13 protein-coding genes are annotated in these 15,886 nt (G+C 65.8%); 4 read left to right on the plus strand and 9 right to left on the minus strand.

What is annotated here, in order from left to right; translation table 11 throughout:
- Window position 1: 1 nt before the first annotated feature.
- The 4 genes from ACVWYP_RS26520 to dusB all read right to left on the minus strand — a co-directional run bounded on the left by ACVWYP_RS26520 (window position 2) and on the right by dusB (window position 6,277).
- Window positions 2-2,473 (minus strand): sensor histidine kinase NtrY-like, encoded by a 2,472-nt coding sequence (locus tag ACVWYP_RS26520; RefSeq protein ID WP_304495432.1) that lies wholly within the window; start codon window positions 2,471-2,473, stop codon window positions 2-4.
- A 178-nt stretch (window positions 2,474-2,651) separates the two neighbouring features.
- Window positions 2,652-4,094 carry a nitrogen regulation protein NR(I) gene (gene ntrC / locus ACVWYP_RS26525; RefSeq protein WP_021079341.1) on the minus strand — a complete coding sequence of 481 codons (1,443 nt, stop codon included), beginning with the start codon at window positions 4,092-4,094 and terminating at the stop codon, window positions 2,652-2,654.
- A 9-nt stretch (window positions 4,095-4,103) separates the two neighbouring features.
- Entirely contained in the window at window positions 4,104-5,279 is a 1,176-nt protein-coding gene (locus ACVWYP_RS26530; protein ID WP_026192783.1) for a two-component system sensor histidine kinase NtrB, read from the minus strand.
- A complete protein-coding gene (gene dusB / locus ACVWYP_RS26535; RefSeq protein WP_304500310.1) occupies window positions 5,276-6,277 on the minus strand; it encodes a tRNA dihydrouridine synthase DusB in 1,002 nt (333 codons plus the stop codon). Before dusB ends, ACVWYP_RS26530 begins: the two co-directional genes overlap by 4 nt.
- Before the next feature lie 285 nt (window positions 6,278-6,562).
- On the opposite strand from dusB, the gene ACVWYP_RS26540 reads away from it, so the two are divergent.
- The 3 genes from ACVWYP_RS26540 to ACVWYP_RS26550 all read left to right on the plus strand — a co-directional run bounded on the left by ACVWYP_RS26540 (window position 6,563) and on the right by ACVWYP_RS26550 (window position 8,944).
- On the plus strand, window positions 6,563-7,774 hold the full coding sequence (locus ACVWYP_RS26540; RefSeq protein WP_304495433.1) for a bifunctional 2-C-methyl-D-erythritol 4-phosphate cytidylyltransferase/2-C-methyl-D-erythritol 2,4-cyclodiphosphate synthase: 1,212 nt from the start codon (window positions 6,563-6,565) through the stop codon (window positions 7,772-7,774).
- A gap of 1 nt (window position 7,775) precedes the next feature.
- Entirely contained in the window at window positions 7,776-8,375 is a 600-nt protein-coding gene (locus ACVWYP_RS26545; RefSeq protein ID WP_304495434.1) for a CinA family protein, read from the plus strand.
- Between the two features lie 173 nt (window positions 8,376-8,548).
- On the plus strand, window positions 8,549-8,944 hold the full coding sequence (locus ACVWYP_RS26550; RefSeq protein WP_304495435.1) for a BA14K family protein: 396 nt from the start codon (window positions 8,549-8,551) through the stop codon (window positions 8,942-8,944).
- Between the two features lie 86 nt (window positions 8,945-9,030).
- Here the strand turns inward: ACVWYP_RS26550 and ACVWYP_RS26555 are convergent, their stop codons facing one another.
- The 3 genes from ACVWYP_RS26555 to lipA all read right to left on the minus strand — a co-directional run bounded on the left by ACVWYP_RS26555 (window position 9,031) and on the right by lipA (window position 11,087).
- On the minus strand, window positions 9,031-9,498 hold the full coding sequence (locus ACVWYP_RS26555) for a type II toxin-antitoxin system RatA family toxin (protein ID WP_028339778.1): 468 nt from the start codon (window positions 9,496-9,498) through the stop codon (window positions 9,031-9,033).
- On the minus strand, window positions 9,498-10,037 hold the full coding sequence (locus ACVWYP_RS26560; RefSeq protein WP_304495436.1) for a P-loop NTPase family protein: 540 nt from the start codon (window positions 10,035-10,037) through the stop codon (window positions 9,498-9,500). The genes ACVWYP_RS26555 and ACVWYP_RS26560 overlap by 1 nt, the downstream gene beginning before the upstream one ends.
- A 90-nt stretch (window positions 10,038-10,127) precedes the next feature.
- Complete coding sequence (gene lipA / locus ACVWYP_RS26565; RefSeq protein ID WP_028339776.1) at window positions 10,128-11,087, minus strand: lipoyl synthase; 960 nt, start codon at window positions 11,085-11,087, stop codon at window positions 10,128-10,130.
- Between the two features lie 213 nt (window positions 11,088-11,300).
- Here lipA and ACVWYP_RS26570 point away from each other — a divergent pair, with 213 nt between their 5' ends.
- Window positions 11,301-11,906: a DNA-3-methyladenine glycosylase gene (locus tag ACVWYP_RS26570; protein WP_304495437.1), complete on the plus strand. Its 606-nt coding sequence runs from the start codon at window positions 11,301-11,303 to the stop codon at window positions 11,904-11,906.
- 18 nt (window positions 11,907-11,924) lie between these two features.
- Here ACVWYP_RS26570 and ACVWYP_RS26575 read toward each other — a convergent pair whose 3' ends face one another.
- Both ACVWYP_RS26575 and ACVWYP_RS26580 read right to left on the minus strand, forming a co-directional pair.
- Window positions 11,925-14,792, minus strand: coding sequence for a valine--tRNA ligase (locus ACVWYP_RS26575; RefSeq protein ID WP_304495438.1), 2,868 nt, complete (start codon window positions 14,790-14,792; stop codon window positions 11,925-11,927).
- A 273-nt stretch (window positions 14,793-15,065) separates the two neighbouring features.
- A complete protein-coding gene (locus ACVWYP_RS26580) occupies window positions 15,066-15,800 on the minus strand; it encodes a PopZ family protein (RefSeq protein WP_304495439.1) in 735 nt (244 codons plus the stop codon).
- Between the last annotated feature and the right edge of the window lie 86 nt (window positions 15,801-15,886).

The raw sequence follows: 15,886 nt of genomic DNA on the forward strand, positions 1-15,886 counted from the left end.
GTCAGTCGCTCGTCGCGGCTTTGAATTTTGGCTTTTGCGCATTTGGCTCTTGATTATTTGGCCCTTGATCAGCGGGTTCTTGGATTGGTTCTTGGGTCGGTTCTTGGATTTTTGGTTCATTGTTGGTCGCCTGTGCCGGGCTGTTGGTCGGCTCCTCCGGCGGATTTTTTTCACTGTCCGGTTCGGTCTTGTCCGGGTTGACGTCCGGTTTTTGGTCCTTGCCCTCGGACTTGCTCTCCGGCTTGGCCGCCTGGCCCGTGACGGCAAAGCGCAGCCGCATCCAGGCGCCGCGCTGGCCGTCGCGGAAATCGGAGGCATCCTTGAGCTCGATGCGGCCGCCATGGTCCTCCAGAACGCGGCCGACGATCGCCAGGCCGAGGCCGGTGCCCTTCGCCCGCGTCGTGACATAGGGCTCAAGCAGGCGCGCGCGGGCGACCTTGGGCAGGCCGATGCCGTTGTCAACCACGTCGATCAGGATGTCGTCGTTCTCGCGCTGCGCCACGACGTCGATGCGGCCCTTGCCGAGCTCCTCGCGCGGGACCTGCTCGATCGCCTCGGTGGCGTTCTTGATGATGTTGGTCAGCGCCTGCGAGATCAGCCGGCGGTCGAACTGCGCGGGCAGCGGCGACTGCTTGATGTCGGCCTCGATGTCGAGATCGGGATGGGCGACCTTCATCAGGAACACCGCCTGGCGGACCACGTCGGCGACGTCCTCGCCTTCCATCACCGGCTTCGGCATCCGCGCAAAGCGCGAGAACTCGTCGACCATCCGCCTGATGTCGTCGACCTGGCGCACGATGGTATCGGTGCACTGCTCGAAGATCGACTTGTCCTTCTCCTCGGTGATGGTCTTGCCGAACTTGCGGCGGATGCGCTCGGCGGAGAGCTGGATCGGGGTCAGCGGATTCTTGATCTCGTGGGCGATGCGGCGGGCGACGTCGCCCCAGGCCGAGGTGCGCTGCGCCGACACCAGTTCGGTGATGTCGTCGAGCGTGATGATGTAGCTGTCGCGCGACTGGCTGGTCTGTTCGGCCGAGACGCGGACCGACAGATTGCGCTCATGGCCGTCACGCAGGATCGTGACCTGCCCCTGCACCAGGCGCTGGGTTCCCTCGCGCGCGGTCTTCATCATCTCGTCGAGCTCGGGCAGCACGTCCGAGAGCGGATGGCCGAGCGTCTCCGACTCGGCGTGGCCGATCAGCTTCTCCGCCGAGCGATTGAGGACGCCGATGGTGCCTGAGGCGTCGACCCCGATGATGCCGGCAGAGGCCGACGACAGCACCGCCTCGATGAAGCGGCGGCGGCTGTCGATGGTTTCGCTGGCATCGACCAGCTCGTTGCGCTGGGTGCGCAGCTCCTGCGTCATCTTGTTGAAGATTTCGCCGAGCAGCGCGAGGTCGCTTTCCGACTTGTTGACGGGCACCTGGACATTGAGATTGCCGGTCGAGACCTCGCTCGCCGCGCCCATCAGCTGGCGGATCGGCGACACCAGCCCGTTGGCGAAGTTCAGCCCGATCAGCACCGAGGCCATCAGGATGGTCAGTGCGATCACCGCGAACATCAGCGCGAACGCGACCTGGATGCCGAGCCTGCGAGTCTCGAGCTGGGCATACTCGGCCGCGCTGGTCTGGGTCTGCTTGAGCTGGGCAACCACCGCCGGATCGAGCAGCCGCGCCACGTACAGGAACATGTCGTCATAGGCCCGCAGGCGGACCACGGAGGCGACGTAGTTTTCCGGAAAGACCGAGATCTTCGGCTCGGTCTCGTTGATGTCCTTCAGGATATCGGGCGGGGGCGCCTCGTAGTTCAGGCGAACGCCGGTTTCGGCGCTGGCGACGATCTTGCCGTCCTTGTCCATCAGCACCGCGACCGGCAAATTGCGCGACTCGGCGCCGGCCGTCATCAGCTGCAGGAACGTCATGCGGTCCTGGTCGTAGAGCGGCCGCGCATGGGCGAGATCGTTGGCCATCGCCAGCGTGTCGCCGTTGATGAGCTGGGCGTGCTCCTGCATGTAGGCGCTGGCAATGGTCAGCGAATTCTGGATCACCTGCTTGGTGGGGCCGGAGAACAGCCGGTCGAGGCCGCGCTCGATGGTGACGTTGGCCACGATCGACACCAGCACGGCGGGCAGCACCGCGATCACCGAGAACAGGCCGACGATCTGGACATGCAGCCGCGCCGCGGCCCGGCCGCGCCGCCTCGCCTGCACCATCTGCCAGACTTCCCGGACGATGATGCCGACCAGCAGCAGGATGGTGCCGGCGTTGATCATCAGGAAGGAGCGGACCACCTCGGACGTGGGCTCGATCGGGGTCAACCCGGTCAGCACCACGAAAGTCAGGAAGGCGGACAGCAGCGCGATGGCCACGGCAAACGGCGCCAGCCAGCGCCGCAGCGGGAAGCCCCGCGCCTCTGCATTGGGCTCGGCCGGTGAGGCGTGTAATGTTGAAGCGGTGGTCTCTGCGCTGGTCATACCGGCAATTGAGCTGAGAGCGATCGCCCGCGGGAATTGCGAACTGATGCAATCATATCACAATGTTGCCGAATTGCGACATTTCCGCGGCGCAAACCCCTGGTGCGGCGCCGTGTCCCCAAAACCATTTGTGACTACTCAATAACGCTGATGGGGCCCGTGCCGGCCCCGTCAACCTCTACCCGCCGCTCCGGTAAACCTGGATGTCGAGGTCGCGGATCTTCTTGCGCAGCGTATTGCGGTTCAATCCGAGCAGGTCGGCGGCCCGGATCTGGTTGCCGCGGGTCGCCGCCAGCGCGGCGGTCAGAAGCGGGATCTCTATCTCCTTGAGGATGCGGTGGTAGAGGCCCGGCGGCGGCACGCCGTTCGGGAAGCCGGAGAAGTGCGAGGACAGATAGGCCTCGACCGCGCCGCCGAGATTGTCGACGCCGACGGTCGCCGTGCTGCCCGAGGTGACCGCCGGCGGCGCCAGCTCGCCGTCGATGACGGAAGCGGTGATGACGTCCTGCGGATAGAGCGCGGCGAGCCGCCGGGCGAGGTTTTCCAGCTCGCGGACGTTGCCCGGCCAGCGGTGCTGCTTGAGCCGCTCCAGCGCCTGGGCGTCGAGCTTCTTCGGCGGCAGGCCGTCCTTCTCGGCGAGCGAGAAGAAGTGCCTGATCAGGTCGGGCAGATCCTCGATGCGCTCGCGCAGCGGCGGCAGCCGCAGCGGCACCACGTTGAGGCGGAAGAACAGGTCCTCGCGGAACAATCCCTGCTGGATCAGGATCCGCAGGTCCTTGTTGGAGGCCGCGACGATGCGGACGTCGGTCTTGATCGGGGTGCGGCCGCCGACCGTGGTGTATTCGCCCTGCTGCAGCACGCGGAGCAGACGGGTCTGCGCCTCCATCGGCATGTCGCCGATCTCGTCGAGGAACAGCGTGCCGCCCTCGGCCTGCTCGAAGCGGCCGGAGGCGCGGGTGTTGGCGCCGGTGAATGCGCCGCGCTCATGGCCGAACAGCTCCGATTCGATCAGATCGCGCGGGATCGCCGCCATGTTGACCGCGACGAACGGGCCGTTGCGGCGCCGCCCATAGTCGTGCAGCGCACGCGCGACCAGCTCCTTGCCGGTGCCTGATTCGCCCGAGATCATCACGGTGAGGTCGGTCTGCATCAGCCGCGCCAGCACGCGGTAGATTTCCTGCATCGCCGGCGAGCGGCCGACCAGCGGGATTGAGTCGAACTCGCCGTCGTCGGCGGGACTGGAAACCCGCTCCTTCGGCTCGGCCAGCGCGCGGCCGACGATGGTGATCAGCTCCTTCAGGTCGAACGGCTTCGGCAGATATTCGTAGGCGCCGCGCTCGGAGGCGCGGATCGCAGTCATGAAGGTGTTCTGCGCGCTCATCACGATGACCGGCAAATTCGGCCGCATCTTCTTGATCCGCGGCAAGAGATCGAACGCGTTCTCGTCCGGCATCACCACGTCGGTGATGACGAGATCGCCCTCGCCCTGGCTGACCCAACGCCACAGCGTGGCGGCGTTGCCGGTCAGGCGCACCTCATAGCCGGCGCGCGAAAGCGCCTGGTTCAGGACGGTCCGGATGGCGGTGTCGTCGTCGGCGACAAGTATGCTACCTGCAGGCATTGGTGTTCCTCATCGTGCATCCTGAGAGGCAGGCGAGGACGTACCCGGAACGTCATCGCGGTTGCTTTGGTCGAGTTGCTTGGCGGCGCTGTACATCGGCATCAGCACGCGGAAGGTGGTTTTGCGCGGCTGCGACTCGCATTCGATGATGCCGCCGTGATCGCCGACGATCTTGGCGACCAGCGCGAGGCCGAGCCCGCTGCCGGTCTGCTTGGTGGTGACGAAGGGATCGAACAGGTTCGGCAGCAGGTCTTCCGGCACGCCCGAGCCATTGTCCTTGACGCAGAATTCCAGCGGCAGCGAAACCCGCGATTTCTTGCCGGGCACCGACAGCCGCACCCCCGGCCGGAACGCCGTGGTGAGCTGGATCTCCGCATCGGTGCCGAGATCGGCGACCGCCTCGGCCGCGTTCTTGACGAGGTTGAGGAACACCTGGATCAGCTGGTCCTGGTTGGCCAGCACCGGCGGCAGCGACGGATCGTAATCCTCGATGAAGCGCACATTGCGGGCAAAGCCGGACTGCGCCAGGCGCTTCACATGATCGAGCACGGAATGGATGTTGACCGGGCCGCGCGCCACCGGGCGGTCGTCACCGAACACTTCCATGCGGTCGACCAGCGTCACGATGCGGTCCGCCTCGTCGCAGATCAGCCGCGTCAAGAGCCGGTCCTCGGAGGAGGCCTGCTGCTCCAAAAGCTGCGCCGCGCCGCGGATGCCCGACAGCGGATTCTTGATCTCGTGGGCGAGCATCGCTGCCAGCGCGATCACCGAGCGCGCCGCGCTGCGATGGGTGAGCTGCCGATCCATCTTGTCGGCGATGGTGCGCTCCTGCAGCATCACCACGATATGCCCGGGCCGCTCGGTCAGCGGCGCGACGTGCAGATCGACCTGGCGATCGCCGCCGATCCGCGGCGTGCCGAGATCGACCTTGTATTCGTTGACCGGCGAGCCGCTCGTCCGCACCTGCTCGATCAGCGCCAGCAGCGGGCTGCCGAACGGCACCAGCTCCTTCAGCGACTGCCGGCGCAGGAACTGGGTCGATATCTCGAAGAAGGATTCGGCTGCGATATTGGCGTCGACGATCCGCCCGTCGGGTGCGACCAGCAGCACCGGATTGGGCAGCGCATTGAGGATGGCCTCCCCGTCAGTCGGCACCGGCCGGCGGAATTCCATGGCTGACGTCATGCGGCAGCACTCCAGGCAAAATCGTCGTAGGCGTCGGCGAGCGAGCGATGCACGCTGGACGGCTCTTCCGCGGTCAGGATCGCCTGCCGCCAGGTCTTCAATGTCGCGGCCGGTGCGCAGCTATAGGCCGCAGCAGCCTCCAGCGCCCAGCCGAGATGCTTGCGCGCATGCTTGAGCCCGATGCGCAGGCCATAGTGGCTGCAAACCTCGTCATAGAGCGCGCGAATGTGCTTCAGCTGCTCGGCGAGCGACGGCGCCGCCTCGGCAACCCCGGTCTCCAGGCGGCGGCCGATCTGTCCCGGCAGCCAGGGCTGCCCCTGCGCGCCGCGGCCGATCATGACGGCGTCGGCACCCGACATCTCGAGCGCGCCGACAGCCTTGTCGAACGAGGTGATGTCGCCGTTGACCACGACCGGGACGGTGACGGCGTCCTTGACGGCGCGCACGGCGTTCCAGTTCGCCTCGCCCTTGTAGAACTGGCAGCGGGTCCGGCCATGTACGGTGATCATCTGCACGCCGACGGCCTCGGCGCGGCGCGCCAGTTCCGGCGCATTCAGCGAGCGGTCATCCCAGCCGAGCCGCATCTTCAGCGTGACCGGCACCTTGACCGCAGACAGCGTCGCCTCGATCAGCGTGATCGCGTGGTCGAGGTCGCGCATCAGGGCCGAGCCGGACTGGCCGCCGGTCACGTGGCGGGCCGGACAGCCCATGTTGATGTCAATGACGTCGGCGCCGGCGCCTTCGGCGATCCGCGCGCCCTCCGCCATCCAGTGGGTCTCGCAGCCCGCCAGCTGGACCACATGCGGCCCAACCCCGGCTGCCTCGCAACGCAGCTTCGACATCGGCTTGCCGTTCACCAGATCGTTGCTGGCGGTCATCTCGGAAACCACCAAGCCGGCGCCCAAAGTGGCGGCGAGTCGCCGGAAGGGCGCATCGGTAATGCCGGACATGGGCGCGAGGAGAACCCGGTTGGCGACAGCAATATCGCCGATCTTCAATGGGTTACGAGGAGTACTTTGCACGCCGGTCACAGCCGTCTCGTCGTTCTGTCAGCCACGCCATTGCAGCTGACGTCGTCTATTCTGCGCACAATTCTTGTGCAGTCAAGGCTCATGCCTACGGTTTAGACATTCCTACCATCAGTGCAAGTGCACTGCAACAAAATCTGCTTTTCCCACAGTCATCGGCAAACGCTCTGTTTTTGCGCAGCGGTCATGCTAAGGGCTGTGCGCGGCGATATCAGCCGTCCCCCTCATCCCCGATTCGTCTGTCACTGGTTCAAAATGCCGAAGCCTGAGCGTACCGCAGCCATTCTTGTCGCAGCCGGCCGTGGACTGCGCGCCGGCGCAGGCGGGCCGAAGCAATACCGGACGATCGGCGGACAGACGGTGATCTACCGCGCCATGGAGGCGTTCTCCGGACACCCGGACGTGTTTGCGGTGCAGCCTGTGGTCAATCCTGACGACACCGCGCTTTTCGATGAAGCGGTTGCAGGCCTCCGCCATCGGCCGCCGACGCCGGGCGGCGCGACCCGGCAGGCCTCGGTCCATGCCGGGCTCGAGGCGCTTGCAAGCGAGAAGCCGGACATCGTGCTGATCCACGACGCCGCGCGCCCCTTCGTCACCGCAGCCGTGATCTCGCGCGCGATCGCCGCGGCCGGCCGGACCGGAGCTGCGATCCCCGTGATTCCCGTCACCGACACGATCAAGCTCACCGGCGATGCCGGCGACGTCGAGGCGACGCCGGAGCGCGCGCGCCTGCGAATCGCGCAGACACCACAGGCTTTTCGTTTCGACGTAATATTGGAGGCGCATCGTCGCGCAGCGCGCGAGGGCCGCTCCGATTTCACCGACGATGCGGCGCTTGCCGAGTGGGCGGGATTGACGGTTGCGACGTTTGAAGGTGATGCTGCCAACATGAAACTCACCACACCCGAGGACTTCGTGCGCGAGGAAGCGCGGCTCGCAAGCCAACTCGGCGACATCAGAACCGGCACCGGCTACGACGTGCACGCCTTTGGCGACGGTGACCATGTCATGATCTGCGGCGTGCGCGTGCCGCACACGAAAGGATTTCTGGCCCATTCCGACGGCGACGTCGGGCTGCATGCGCTGGTCGACGCGATCCTCGGCGCGCTGGCCGACGGCGATATCGGCTCGCATTTCCCGCCGAGCGACGCCAAGTGGAAAGGCGCCTCGTCCGACCAGTTTCTGAAATACGCGGTCGAGCGCGTCACCGCGCGTGGCGGACGGATCGCCAATCTCGAAGTGACGCTGATCTGCGAGCGGCCGAAGATCGGACCGTTGCGCGATACCATGCGGGCGAAGATCGCGGAGATCTCCGGCGTCCACATCTCGCGCGTGGCGGTCAAGGCCACCACCAGCGAGCGGCTCGGCTTCACCGGCCGCGAGGAAGGCATCGCGGCGACCGCGAGCGCCACGGTCCGCCTGCCGTGGGATGATACAGGTTGGGACGACAAAGGCCGGAGTGCCTGACATGGGCGGCAGCGACGCTCGTGCCCTCTCCCGCTCGCTGCTCGACCTGTGCCGGATGCGCAAGCTGACCATCGCGACCGCCGAATCCTGCACCGGCGGCCTGGTCGCGGGTGCGCTCACCGACATCCCCGGCTCGTCCGACGTGATCGACCGCGGCTTCGTCACCTACTCGAACGAGGCCAAGCGGATGATGCTCGGCGTCAAGGCGGCCACGCTGGAAACGTTCGGCGCGGTGAGCAAGGAGACCGCGACCGCGATGGCGATCGGCGCGCTGGAAAAGGCCGGCGTCGACCTTGCGGTCTCGATCACCGGCATCGCGGGCCCCGGCGGTGCGACGCCGGGCAAGCCGGTCGGCCTGGTGCATTTCGCCGTCGCGGCGCGCGACGGCCGCATCATTCATCGCGAGCAGCGATTTGGCGCAATCGGCCGCAGTACGGTGCGGCAGCGCTCCGTGGTCGAAGCCTTGCGCATGCTGATGGAGCTTGCGCGCCCGCCGCAGGCCGCCAAGCCGCGTCGCGAGGCCGCCAGCCGGTTGCGGCCAAGGGTGGCCCGCTCGCCTCGGAGCCACGCCGCGAAACGCCGCCGGCCGCCGCGCGGATAGGCCCGACTCGAAGTCGGGTCGCGTCACGGCCCGCCCTACACTGACTTGTGTCAACTGCGGCCCAGTGACGCCTACCTAAAATGGAACTCTGACGCGGCTTCGCCGCTTTATGTTGTTCCAACTCTGCTGTTTCGATTGTTCGTCCAACAGCAAAATCCCACAACAAGGAGAAAATGATGAAGTTGGGAACTTTGCTCGTGGCCGCCATCAGCGCTGGCGCCATGACGCTGTCGACTGTTGCGCCTTCGTCCGCCACGCCACTTGCTCCCGTGCGATTGCAGGACCAGCCTACCTCCGTCGATCATGTGCAGTATCGTCATTGGCACGGTGGTCCGCGTTACGGCTATCGCGGCGGATACGGCTACCGCGGTGGTTACTATCGCGATCGTGGTAGTAACGGCGCGGCGATCATCGGCGGGCTGGCGGCCGGCGCGATCATCGGCGGCGCGATTGCGGCGAGCCAGGCCAAGGCCAACAACGACGCCTATTGCTCCCAGCGTTTCCGTACCTACGACCCCGCTTCGGGCACCTACATCGCCTCCGGCGGCGTGCGGCGATCCTGCCCGTAAGTCGGCGAACGGTCTCCTGCATCATCCGTCGTGCCCGGCCTCGTGCCGGGCATTTGCGTTCCAGAGATGTAGACGAGACGGCTTCGCTACGTCGACAGCTGAGGCTTGCCGTAGACCTGATCCGCGCGCTTCTCGAACGCCGCGGCAAAGCGTGAAAACGCGGCGTCGAACATCGAGCCCATCAGCATCGCCAGCATCCGGCTCTTGAATTCGTAGTTCAGGAAGAAGCCGACGTCGCATTCGGCTTCTGACTTCGGCTCAAAACTCCAGCGATTCTCCAGATTGCTGAACGGGCCGCGCAGGTATTCGACCAGGATCTTCAGATTGGGCCGGTCGAGCGTCACCCTGCTGGTGAAGGTTTCCCGCACCAGCTTGAAGGACACCGTCATGTCCGCCACCACGACCTCGGTGCCGTCATCCTTGGGCGTGCGCTGGCGGATCTTGAGCGACTGGCATAGCGGCACGAATTCGGGATAGCGCTCGACGTCGGCGACCAGATCGAACATTTGAGGTGCGGTGTGGCGGACCCGCCGCTTGCTTGAGAATCGTGGCATCAGTGGATACTCGCACGGTTTTGCCCGAGTGCGAGGCGCGTCAGATATTCATCCGCCTGCGCCCGATCGGTGAAGCAGACCAGCGATTGATCGGACCGCAAGCCGGCAAAATACTCGATCAGCTTCGGCCGCTGCTGCTGGCGATAGGTCCAGACGTAGCGGAAGAATTCGAGATCGATCTTCTCGGGGCAGCCTTCCGCCATCTCCGGGCGGACCTGGCCATAGCTCTCGGCTATCCGCCTGAAGATACCGAGCATGCAGGTCGACCGCGGCAGGTCGAACCAGATGATCGTGTCGGAGAGCTCCCGGCGCAATTGCCCTGCACCATGCCTCATGTAGTTCCCATCCATGATCCAGCGCGGCTCGCGGGCTGCTGCGGTCATGCGGCGCTCGAATTCGTCCCTGCCCGACTCGACCCAGCCCGGCTTCCAGAACAGCGCATCGATCGACACGGTCGGAATCCCTGTCATCGCGGACAGCCGCCGCGCAAAGGTCGACTTGCCGGATCCCGACGATCCCATCACCAGAACGCGCTGCATTGGTCCAGTCCAAGATTCGATCAAGGTTCGGTCAAGGCCCGATCAAGCAACGGCGCGTGACGACGCCGGTTACCGCCGTTTTACAAAAATCTAGCGGCCGCGGGCCGTGCGCGCCGCCTGCAGTTTGGCGAAATCCTCGCCGGCGTGATGCGACGAGCGCGTCAACGGGCTAGCCGACACCATCAAAAAGCCCTTGGTATAGGCGACGCGCTCGTAGCCTGCGAACTCGTCCGGCGTCACGTAGCGCATCACGGCGTGATGCTTGCGGGTCGGCTGCAGGTATTGGCCGATGGTCAGGAAATCGACTTCGGCCGAGCGCAGGTCGTCCATCACCTGCAGCACTTCGTGCCGCTCCTCGCCGAGGCCGACCATGATGCCGGACTTGGTAAAGATGGTCGGGTCCATTTCCTTGACCCGTTGCAGCAGCCGGATCGAATGGAAATAGCGAGCGCCGGGACGGACCGTCAGATAGCGCGACGGCACGGTTTCCAGATTGTGGTTGAAGACGTCGGGCTTGGCCGCGACCACGCGCTCCAGCGCGCCGTCCTTGCGCAGGAAGTCCGGTGTCAGGATCTCGATCGTGGTGGTCGGGCAGCGCGCGCGGATGGCGCGGATCGTCTCTGCAAAATGCTCGGCGCCGCCGTCGGCGAGATCGTCGCGGTCGACCGAGGTGACCACGACATGACTGAGCCCGAGCTTGGCGGTTGCCTCCGCGACGTATTCCGGCTCGCTCGCTTCGAGCGCGCCGGGCATGCCGGTCTTGACGTTGCAGAACGCGCAGGCGCGCGTGCAGGTGTCGCCCATGATCATGAAGGTGGCGTGCTTCTTGTCCCAGCACTCACCGATATTGGGGCAGCCCGCCTCCTCGCACACCGTGACGAGGCCGTTCTCCTTCACGATCCGGCGCGTATCCGCATAGCCGCGCGTGTTCGGCGCGCGGACGCGGATCCAGTCCGGCTTCGGCGGCGACACGGCATCCGGCCGGTTCACCTTTTCGGGGTGCCGCGGGCGGAGCTGAGCGGTGGAGATGGTGTCGACGATGGTGACCATTTGTGCCTGCAAGTCGCGGGAGCATGATCCGGAAAAGTGGAGACCGGTTTTCCCGCGACAAACCCGGAACGGGTTTGCGCTGGAGATCATGCTCCGAACCAAGGGTTTAGCTAATCGGTGTTGACGCGGCTCGCAACCCGCCCTGCGACCCTAGCAGGTCAGCCAATATATTGGCAGTCTTGCGGTCCGTTCCATGCCGATTCCTACCTCAAAATGCCTCAAAAACCCCGATCCACCAGCGCGACCGCGCCGCGCCTCGGCAAGCCGCTGAAGCGCTCCTTCTTCGATCGCAGCGTCCACGAGGTCGCCCCCGACCTGATCGGCGCGACCTTCCTGGTCGGCGGCGCCGGCGGCATCATCACCGAGGTCGAGGCCTATCATCACACCGATCCGGCGGCGCATTCCTACCGCGGGCCGACCCCGCGCAACCAAGTGATGTTCGGCCCGCCGGGCTTCTCCTACGTCTACCGCTCCTACGGCATCCATTGGTGCGTCAATTTCGTCTGCGAGGAGGCGGGCTCCGCCAGCGCCGTGCTGATCCGCGCGCTCGAGCCGACCCATGGGCTCGCGGCGATGCGCCGGCGGCGCGGGCTGGAGGACGCGCGCGCGCTGTGCTCGGGGCCCGGCAAGCTCTGCGAGGCGCTCGGCATCACCATCGCGCACAGCGAATTGCCGCTCGACCGCGCCCCGATCGCGCTCCATGCGCGAACCGAAGCACCCGACATCATCACCGGGGTGCGGATCGGCATCACCAAGGCCGTCGACCTGCCCTGGCGCTACGGGCTGAAGGGATCGAAATTCCTCAGCAAGCGGTTTTGAGCGCCACGGCGTTATCAGCTATGACGCCTTCTTCAACCGCTCGATCGCCTCGAGGATCTTGGCGCGGCGCTCCATTGCTGCCGCGCGCTTTTCCTTCTCTTCCTCGACGAGCTCTTCCGGTGCGTTGGCGACGAATTTCTCGTTGGCGAGCTTGGCATCGACCCGCTTGATGTCGGCGTCGGCCTTGCCGAGCTCCTTCTCCAGCCGCGTGCGTTCAGCCGCGAGATCGATCACGCCCTTCAGCGGCAGCGCGACCGCCTCGCCGCGGATAAGGAGCTGCACCGCGCCTTCCGGCGGGTGGTCGGCGAACGAGATATCCGACAATCGCGCGAGCCGCTTGATGGTGTCGTTCCAGCGCTGCGCGCGGTCCCGCGTCCCGGCGGAGGCGCCCGCGATCACCAGCGGCGTCAACGTCGACGGCGGGATGTTCATTTCCGCCTTCACCGATCGCATCGCGGTGACGAGGTCGACCACCCAGCCGATCTCGGCCTCGGCCGCGGGATCGCTGAACTCGTCGGCGTCGAGCGCGGCAATGACCGGCGGAATGATCGGATCGACCACCGGACCGGCGGTCGCGATCGCGGCCAGCTGCTCGCCGGTCACGCCCGACTTGCGCGGCCAGGACGCCAGCACCAACAGGCCCTCGCGCTTTGCGGTCACCGCCCACAGCTCCTCGGTGATGAAGGGCATGAACGGATGCAGCAGCTTGAGGATCTCGTCGCGGGTCCAGGCGATCATGGCACGGGTCTCGGACTTGGCCGCGCCCTCCTCGCCCATCAGCACGGGCTTCGCGAGCTCAAGATACCAGTCGCAGAACACGTTCCAGACGAAGCGGTAGATCGCGGCCGCGGCATCGTTGAAGCGATGATCCTCGATCGTCTCGGTGACCTCGCGGGTGACGCGCGAGGTTTCGTACGCGATCCAGCGGTTCAACGTCTCCTTTGCGCCCTTCGGATCGAAACCGTCCGGCTTGACGCACTCGTTCATCTCGGCGAAGCGGCAGGCGTTCCAGAACTTGGTCGCGAAATTGCGGTTGGTCTCGACCAGATGCGGCGACAGGCGGATGTCATGGCCTTGCGCCGCCTCGCGGGTCAGCGCGAAGCGCAGCGCGTCGGCGCCGTATTCGTCGATCACGCCGAGCGGGTCGATGACGTTGCCCTTCGACTTCGACATCTTGGCGCCCTTCTCGTCGCGGACGAGGCGGTGGATGTAGACGGTCGAGAACGGCGCCTCCTTCATGAAGTGGAGGCCCATCATCATCATCCGGGCGACCCAGAAGAAGATGATGTCGAAGCCGGTAACCAGCGTGTTGGTCGGGTAGTAGCGCGCGACCTCCGGGGTGTCGTCCGGCCAGCCCAGCGTCGAGAACGGCCACAGCGCCGACGAGAACCAGGTGTCGAGCACGTCCTCGTCACGCGTGATGAAGCCCTCGCGCTTGGCGGGGTCGACCGCCATGTCGTGGCCCTGCTCCGGCGTGATGACTTCCTGCTCGACGTAATAGCCGAGCGCGTGGCCGACCGCCTCTTCCTCGGTCTCGGCGACGAACACCTTGCCGTCGGGTCCGTACCACGCCGGGATCTGATGGCCCCACCAGAGCTGGCGCGAGATGCACCAGGGCTGGATGTTCTCCATCCACTCGAAATAGGTCTTTTCCCAGTTCTTCGGCACGAACGTGGTTTCGCCCGAGCGCACCGCCGCAATCGCCGGCTGCGCCAGCGTCTTGGCGTCGACATACCACTGGTCGGTCAGATACGGCTCGATCACGACGCCGGAGCGGTCGCCATGCGGCACCATGTGGGTGTTGGGCTCGATCCGCTCGAGGAAGCCGAACTCCTCCAGCCGCGCCACGATCTTCTTGCGCGCGGCGAAGCGCTCGATCTTGTCAAACTCGGCGGCGAACTCGTCGGCGCCAACAGGCAGGCCGCGCAGATAGTCCTCGTTGCCCACCAGACTGAGGCAGCCTTCCTGGTCGAGCACGCTGATCTGCGGCAGGCCATGGCGCTTGCCGATCTCGAAGTCGTTGAAGTCGTGCGCCGGCGTCACCTTGACCGCGCCCGAGCCCTTCTCCGGATCGGAATAGTCGTCGGCGACGATCGGAATCCTGCGGCCGACCAGCGGCAGGATGACGTGGTGGCCGACCAGATCGGTGTAACGCTCGTCGTCCGGATGCACCGCGACCGCGGTGTCGCCGAGCATCGTCTCGGGGCGCGTCGTCGCGACCACGATGAACGATTTCGGATCCTCGGGGCTGAAGCTGCGGCCCTCGATCGGATAGCGCAGGTACCAGAGATGGCCCCTGACCTCGACCTGCTGCACTTCGAGATCGGAGATCGCGGTGAGCAGCTTCGGGTCCCAATTGACCAGGCGCTTGTCCTTGTAGATCAGGCCATCGCGATGCAGCTCGACGAACACCTTGACGACGGCGCGCGACAGGCCCTCGTCCATGGTGAAGCGCTCGCGCGACCAGTCGCAGGAGGCGCCGAGACGCTTGAGCTGGTTGACGATGGTGCCGCCGCTCTCGGCCTTCCACTGCCAGACTCGCTCGAGGAATTTGGCGCGGCCCATGTCGCGCCGGCCCGGCTCCTGCCGTTCCATCAGCTGACGCTCGACCACCATCTGGGTGGCGATGCCGGCGTGATCGGTGCCGGGCTGCCACAGCACGTCGCGGCCGCGCATCCGCTCGAAACGGCACAGGATGTCCTGCAACGTGTTGTTGAGCGCGTGTCCCATATGCAGCGAGCCGGTCACGTTCGGCGGCGGGATCACGATGGTGAAAGGCGCGGCGTCCTTGCGTTCAGGCCGGCCGGCCTTGAACGCACCGCTCTCCTCCCAGATCCGGGCCATACGGTGCTCGATATCGGCGGGCTGGTAGTTTTTCTCGATCATGACAATGCGCTGTGGACCATGGAAAGCGTTAGAAAGCCGCCGGAGCGCACCAAGTCAACCGGACCCGCACGTCAAATCGGCGTTTAGGGCGTTTTCGAGCGACGTGGACACAGGCTCGCGTGAAGAAAACGCGTCAAAACAAGAAGCTGCGGTTTCGGTTCTGATTTCATCAGACCGAAACTGTGGGACATTTGGGGAGCTGAATGAGGGCTGCCAGACCCGACGGCGGGAGCCAGCCTCGCGCCCGCGGCGGAGCTAGCGCCCGCGGCGGAGCTAACGCCCGCGGGATACCCGCTCGATCTCGGCCTTGACGATCCGTTCGACCAGCCCGGGCAGATTGTCGTCCAGCCAGGACTTCAGCATCGGCCGCAGCATCTCCTTGACCAGATCCTCAAGCGTCCGCGCATTGTTGCTCAGCACGGTGTTGGCCAGCGAGTTGAAGGCCGACTCGACGGCCCGCATCGTGGTTCCCGAGATGATCTGCTGCATGGGCGCGCTCTCGATCGCCGGCGGCTCCTGGGCCGGTTCCGGCGCCCGGCTCCGCGCTTCCGTGAACTCGAGGTCGTCCTGCGGCTCGACCTTGCGGAACGACGGCGCGGTCGCCGGATCCGGCAGCGCCATCTCGTCGGTGAGTTCGAACACGTCGGCTTCGGGCTGGGCTGCGGGCTGCGGCGACGGCCTGATCTCGGCTGCGGGCGTCGCCTCGTCGAGGCTGGCGAGCAGCGAGTCGATGTCGTCCTGACTGTTGCTGGCCGCCGGTGCTGGCGCAGGCTGCGGTGATTTCGGCGCGGGCGCGGCGGCCTTCGCGGCCGGTGGCGCTGCGGGCGGCGGGCTCTTCATCGCGGGCTTGGCTGCTGGTGCTGGCTCGACCTTCGGCGACGGCGCTGCGGCAGCGGCCGCAGGCTTCTCGGCCGCGGCCGGCTTCGCCTCGTCGTCGGCAATGATGCGACGGATCGACGCCAGGATCTCCTCCATCGAGGGCTCTTGGACCTTCGCAGGTTGCGTCATCTCCGACTCCACATCGAAACGATTTTACATCAAGCCCGAGAGGATTCGCCGGTTCCGATGATGCGGGCGGAGATTTTCATTGCTCC

Source organism: Bradyrhizobium sp. USDA 3262 (assembly GCF_054060035.1).

What these genes read in the sequence shown, in the direction of transcription:
- ACVWYP_RS26520 (WP_304495432.1), bottom strand. Translation starts at nt 2,473, where the DNA reads ATGACCAGCGCAGAGACCACCGCTTCAACATTACACGCCTCACCGGCC.
- ntrC (WP_021079341.1), bottom strand. Translation starts at nt 4,094, where the DNA reads ATGCCTGCAGGTAGCATACTTGTCGCCGACGACGACACCGCCATCCGG.
- ACVWYP_RS26530 (WP_026192783.1), bottom strand. Translation starts at nt 5,279, where the DNA reads ATGACGTCAGCCATGGAATTCCGCCGGCCGGTGCCGACTGACGGGGAG.
- ACVWYP_RS26540 (WP_304495433.1), top strand. Translation starts at nt 6,563, where the DNA reads ATGCCGAAGCCTGAGCGTACCGCAGCCATTCTTGTCGCAGCCGGCCGT.
- ACVWYP_RS26545 (WP_304495434.1), top strand. Translation starts at nt 7,776, where the DNA reads ATGGGCGGCAGCGACGCTCGTGCCCTCTCCCGCTCGCTGCTCGACCTG.
- ACVWYP_RS26550 (WP_304495435.1), top strand. Translation starts at nt 8,549, where the DNA reads ATGATGAAGTTGGGAACTTTGCTCGTGGCCGCCATCAGCGCTGGCGCC.
- ACVWYP_RS26555 (WP_028339778.1), bottom strand. Translation starts at nt 9,498, where the DNA reads ATGCCACGATTCTCAAGCAAGCGGCGGGTCCGCCACACCGCACCTCAA.
- ACVWYP_RS26560 (WP_304495436.1), bottom strand. Translation starts at nt 10,037, where the DNA reads ATGCAGCGCGTTCTGGTGATGGGATCGTCGGGATCCGGCAAGTCGACC.
- lipA (WP_028339776.1), bottom strand. Translation starts at nt 11,087, where the DNA reads ATGGTCACCATCGTCGACACCATCTCCACCGCTCAGCTCCGCCCGCGG.
- ACVWYP_RS26570 (WP_304495437.1), top strand. Translation starts at nt 11,301, where the DNA reads ATGCCTCAAAAACCCCGATCCACCAGCGCGACCGCGCCGCGCCTCGGC.
- ACVWYP_RS26575 (WP_304495438.1), bottom strand. Translation starts at nt 14,792, where the DNA reads ATGATCGAGAAAAACTACCAGCCCGCCGATATCGAGCACCGTATGGCC.
- ACVWYP_RS26580 (WP_304495439.1), bottom strand. Translation starts at nt 15,800, where the DNA reads ATGACGCAACCTGCGAAGGTCCAAGAGCCCTCGATGGAGGAGATCCTG.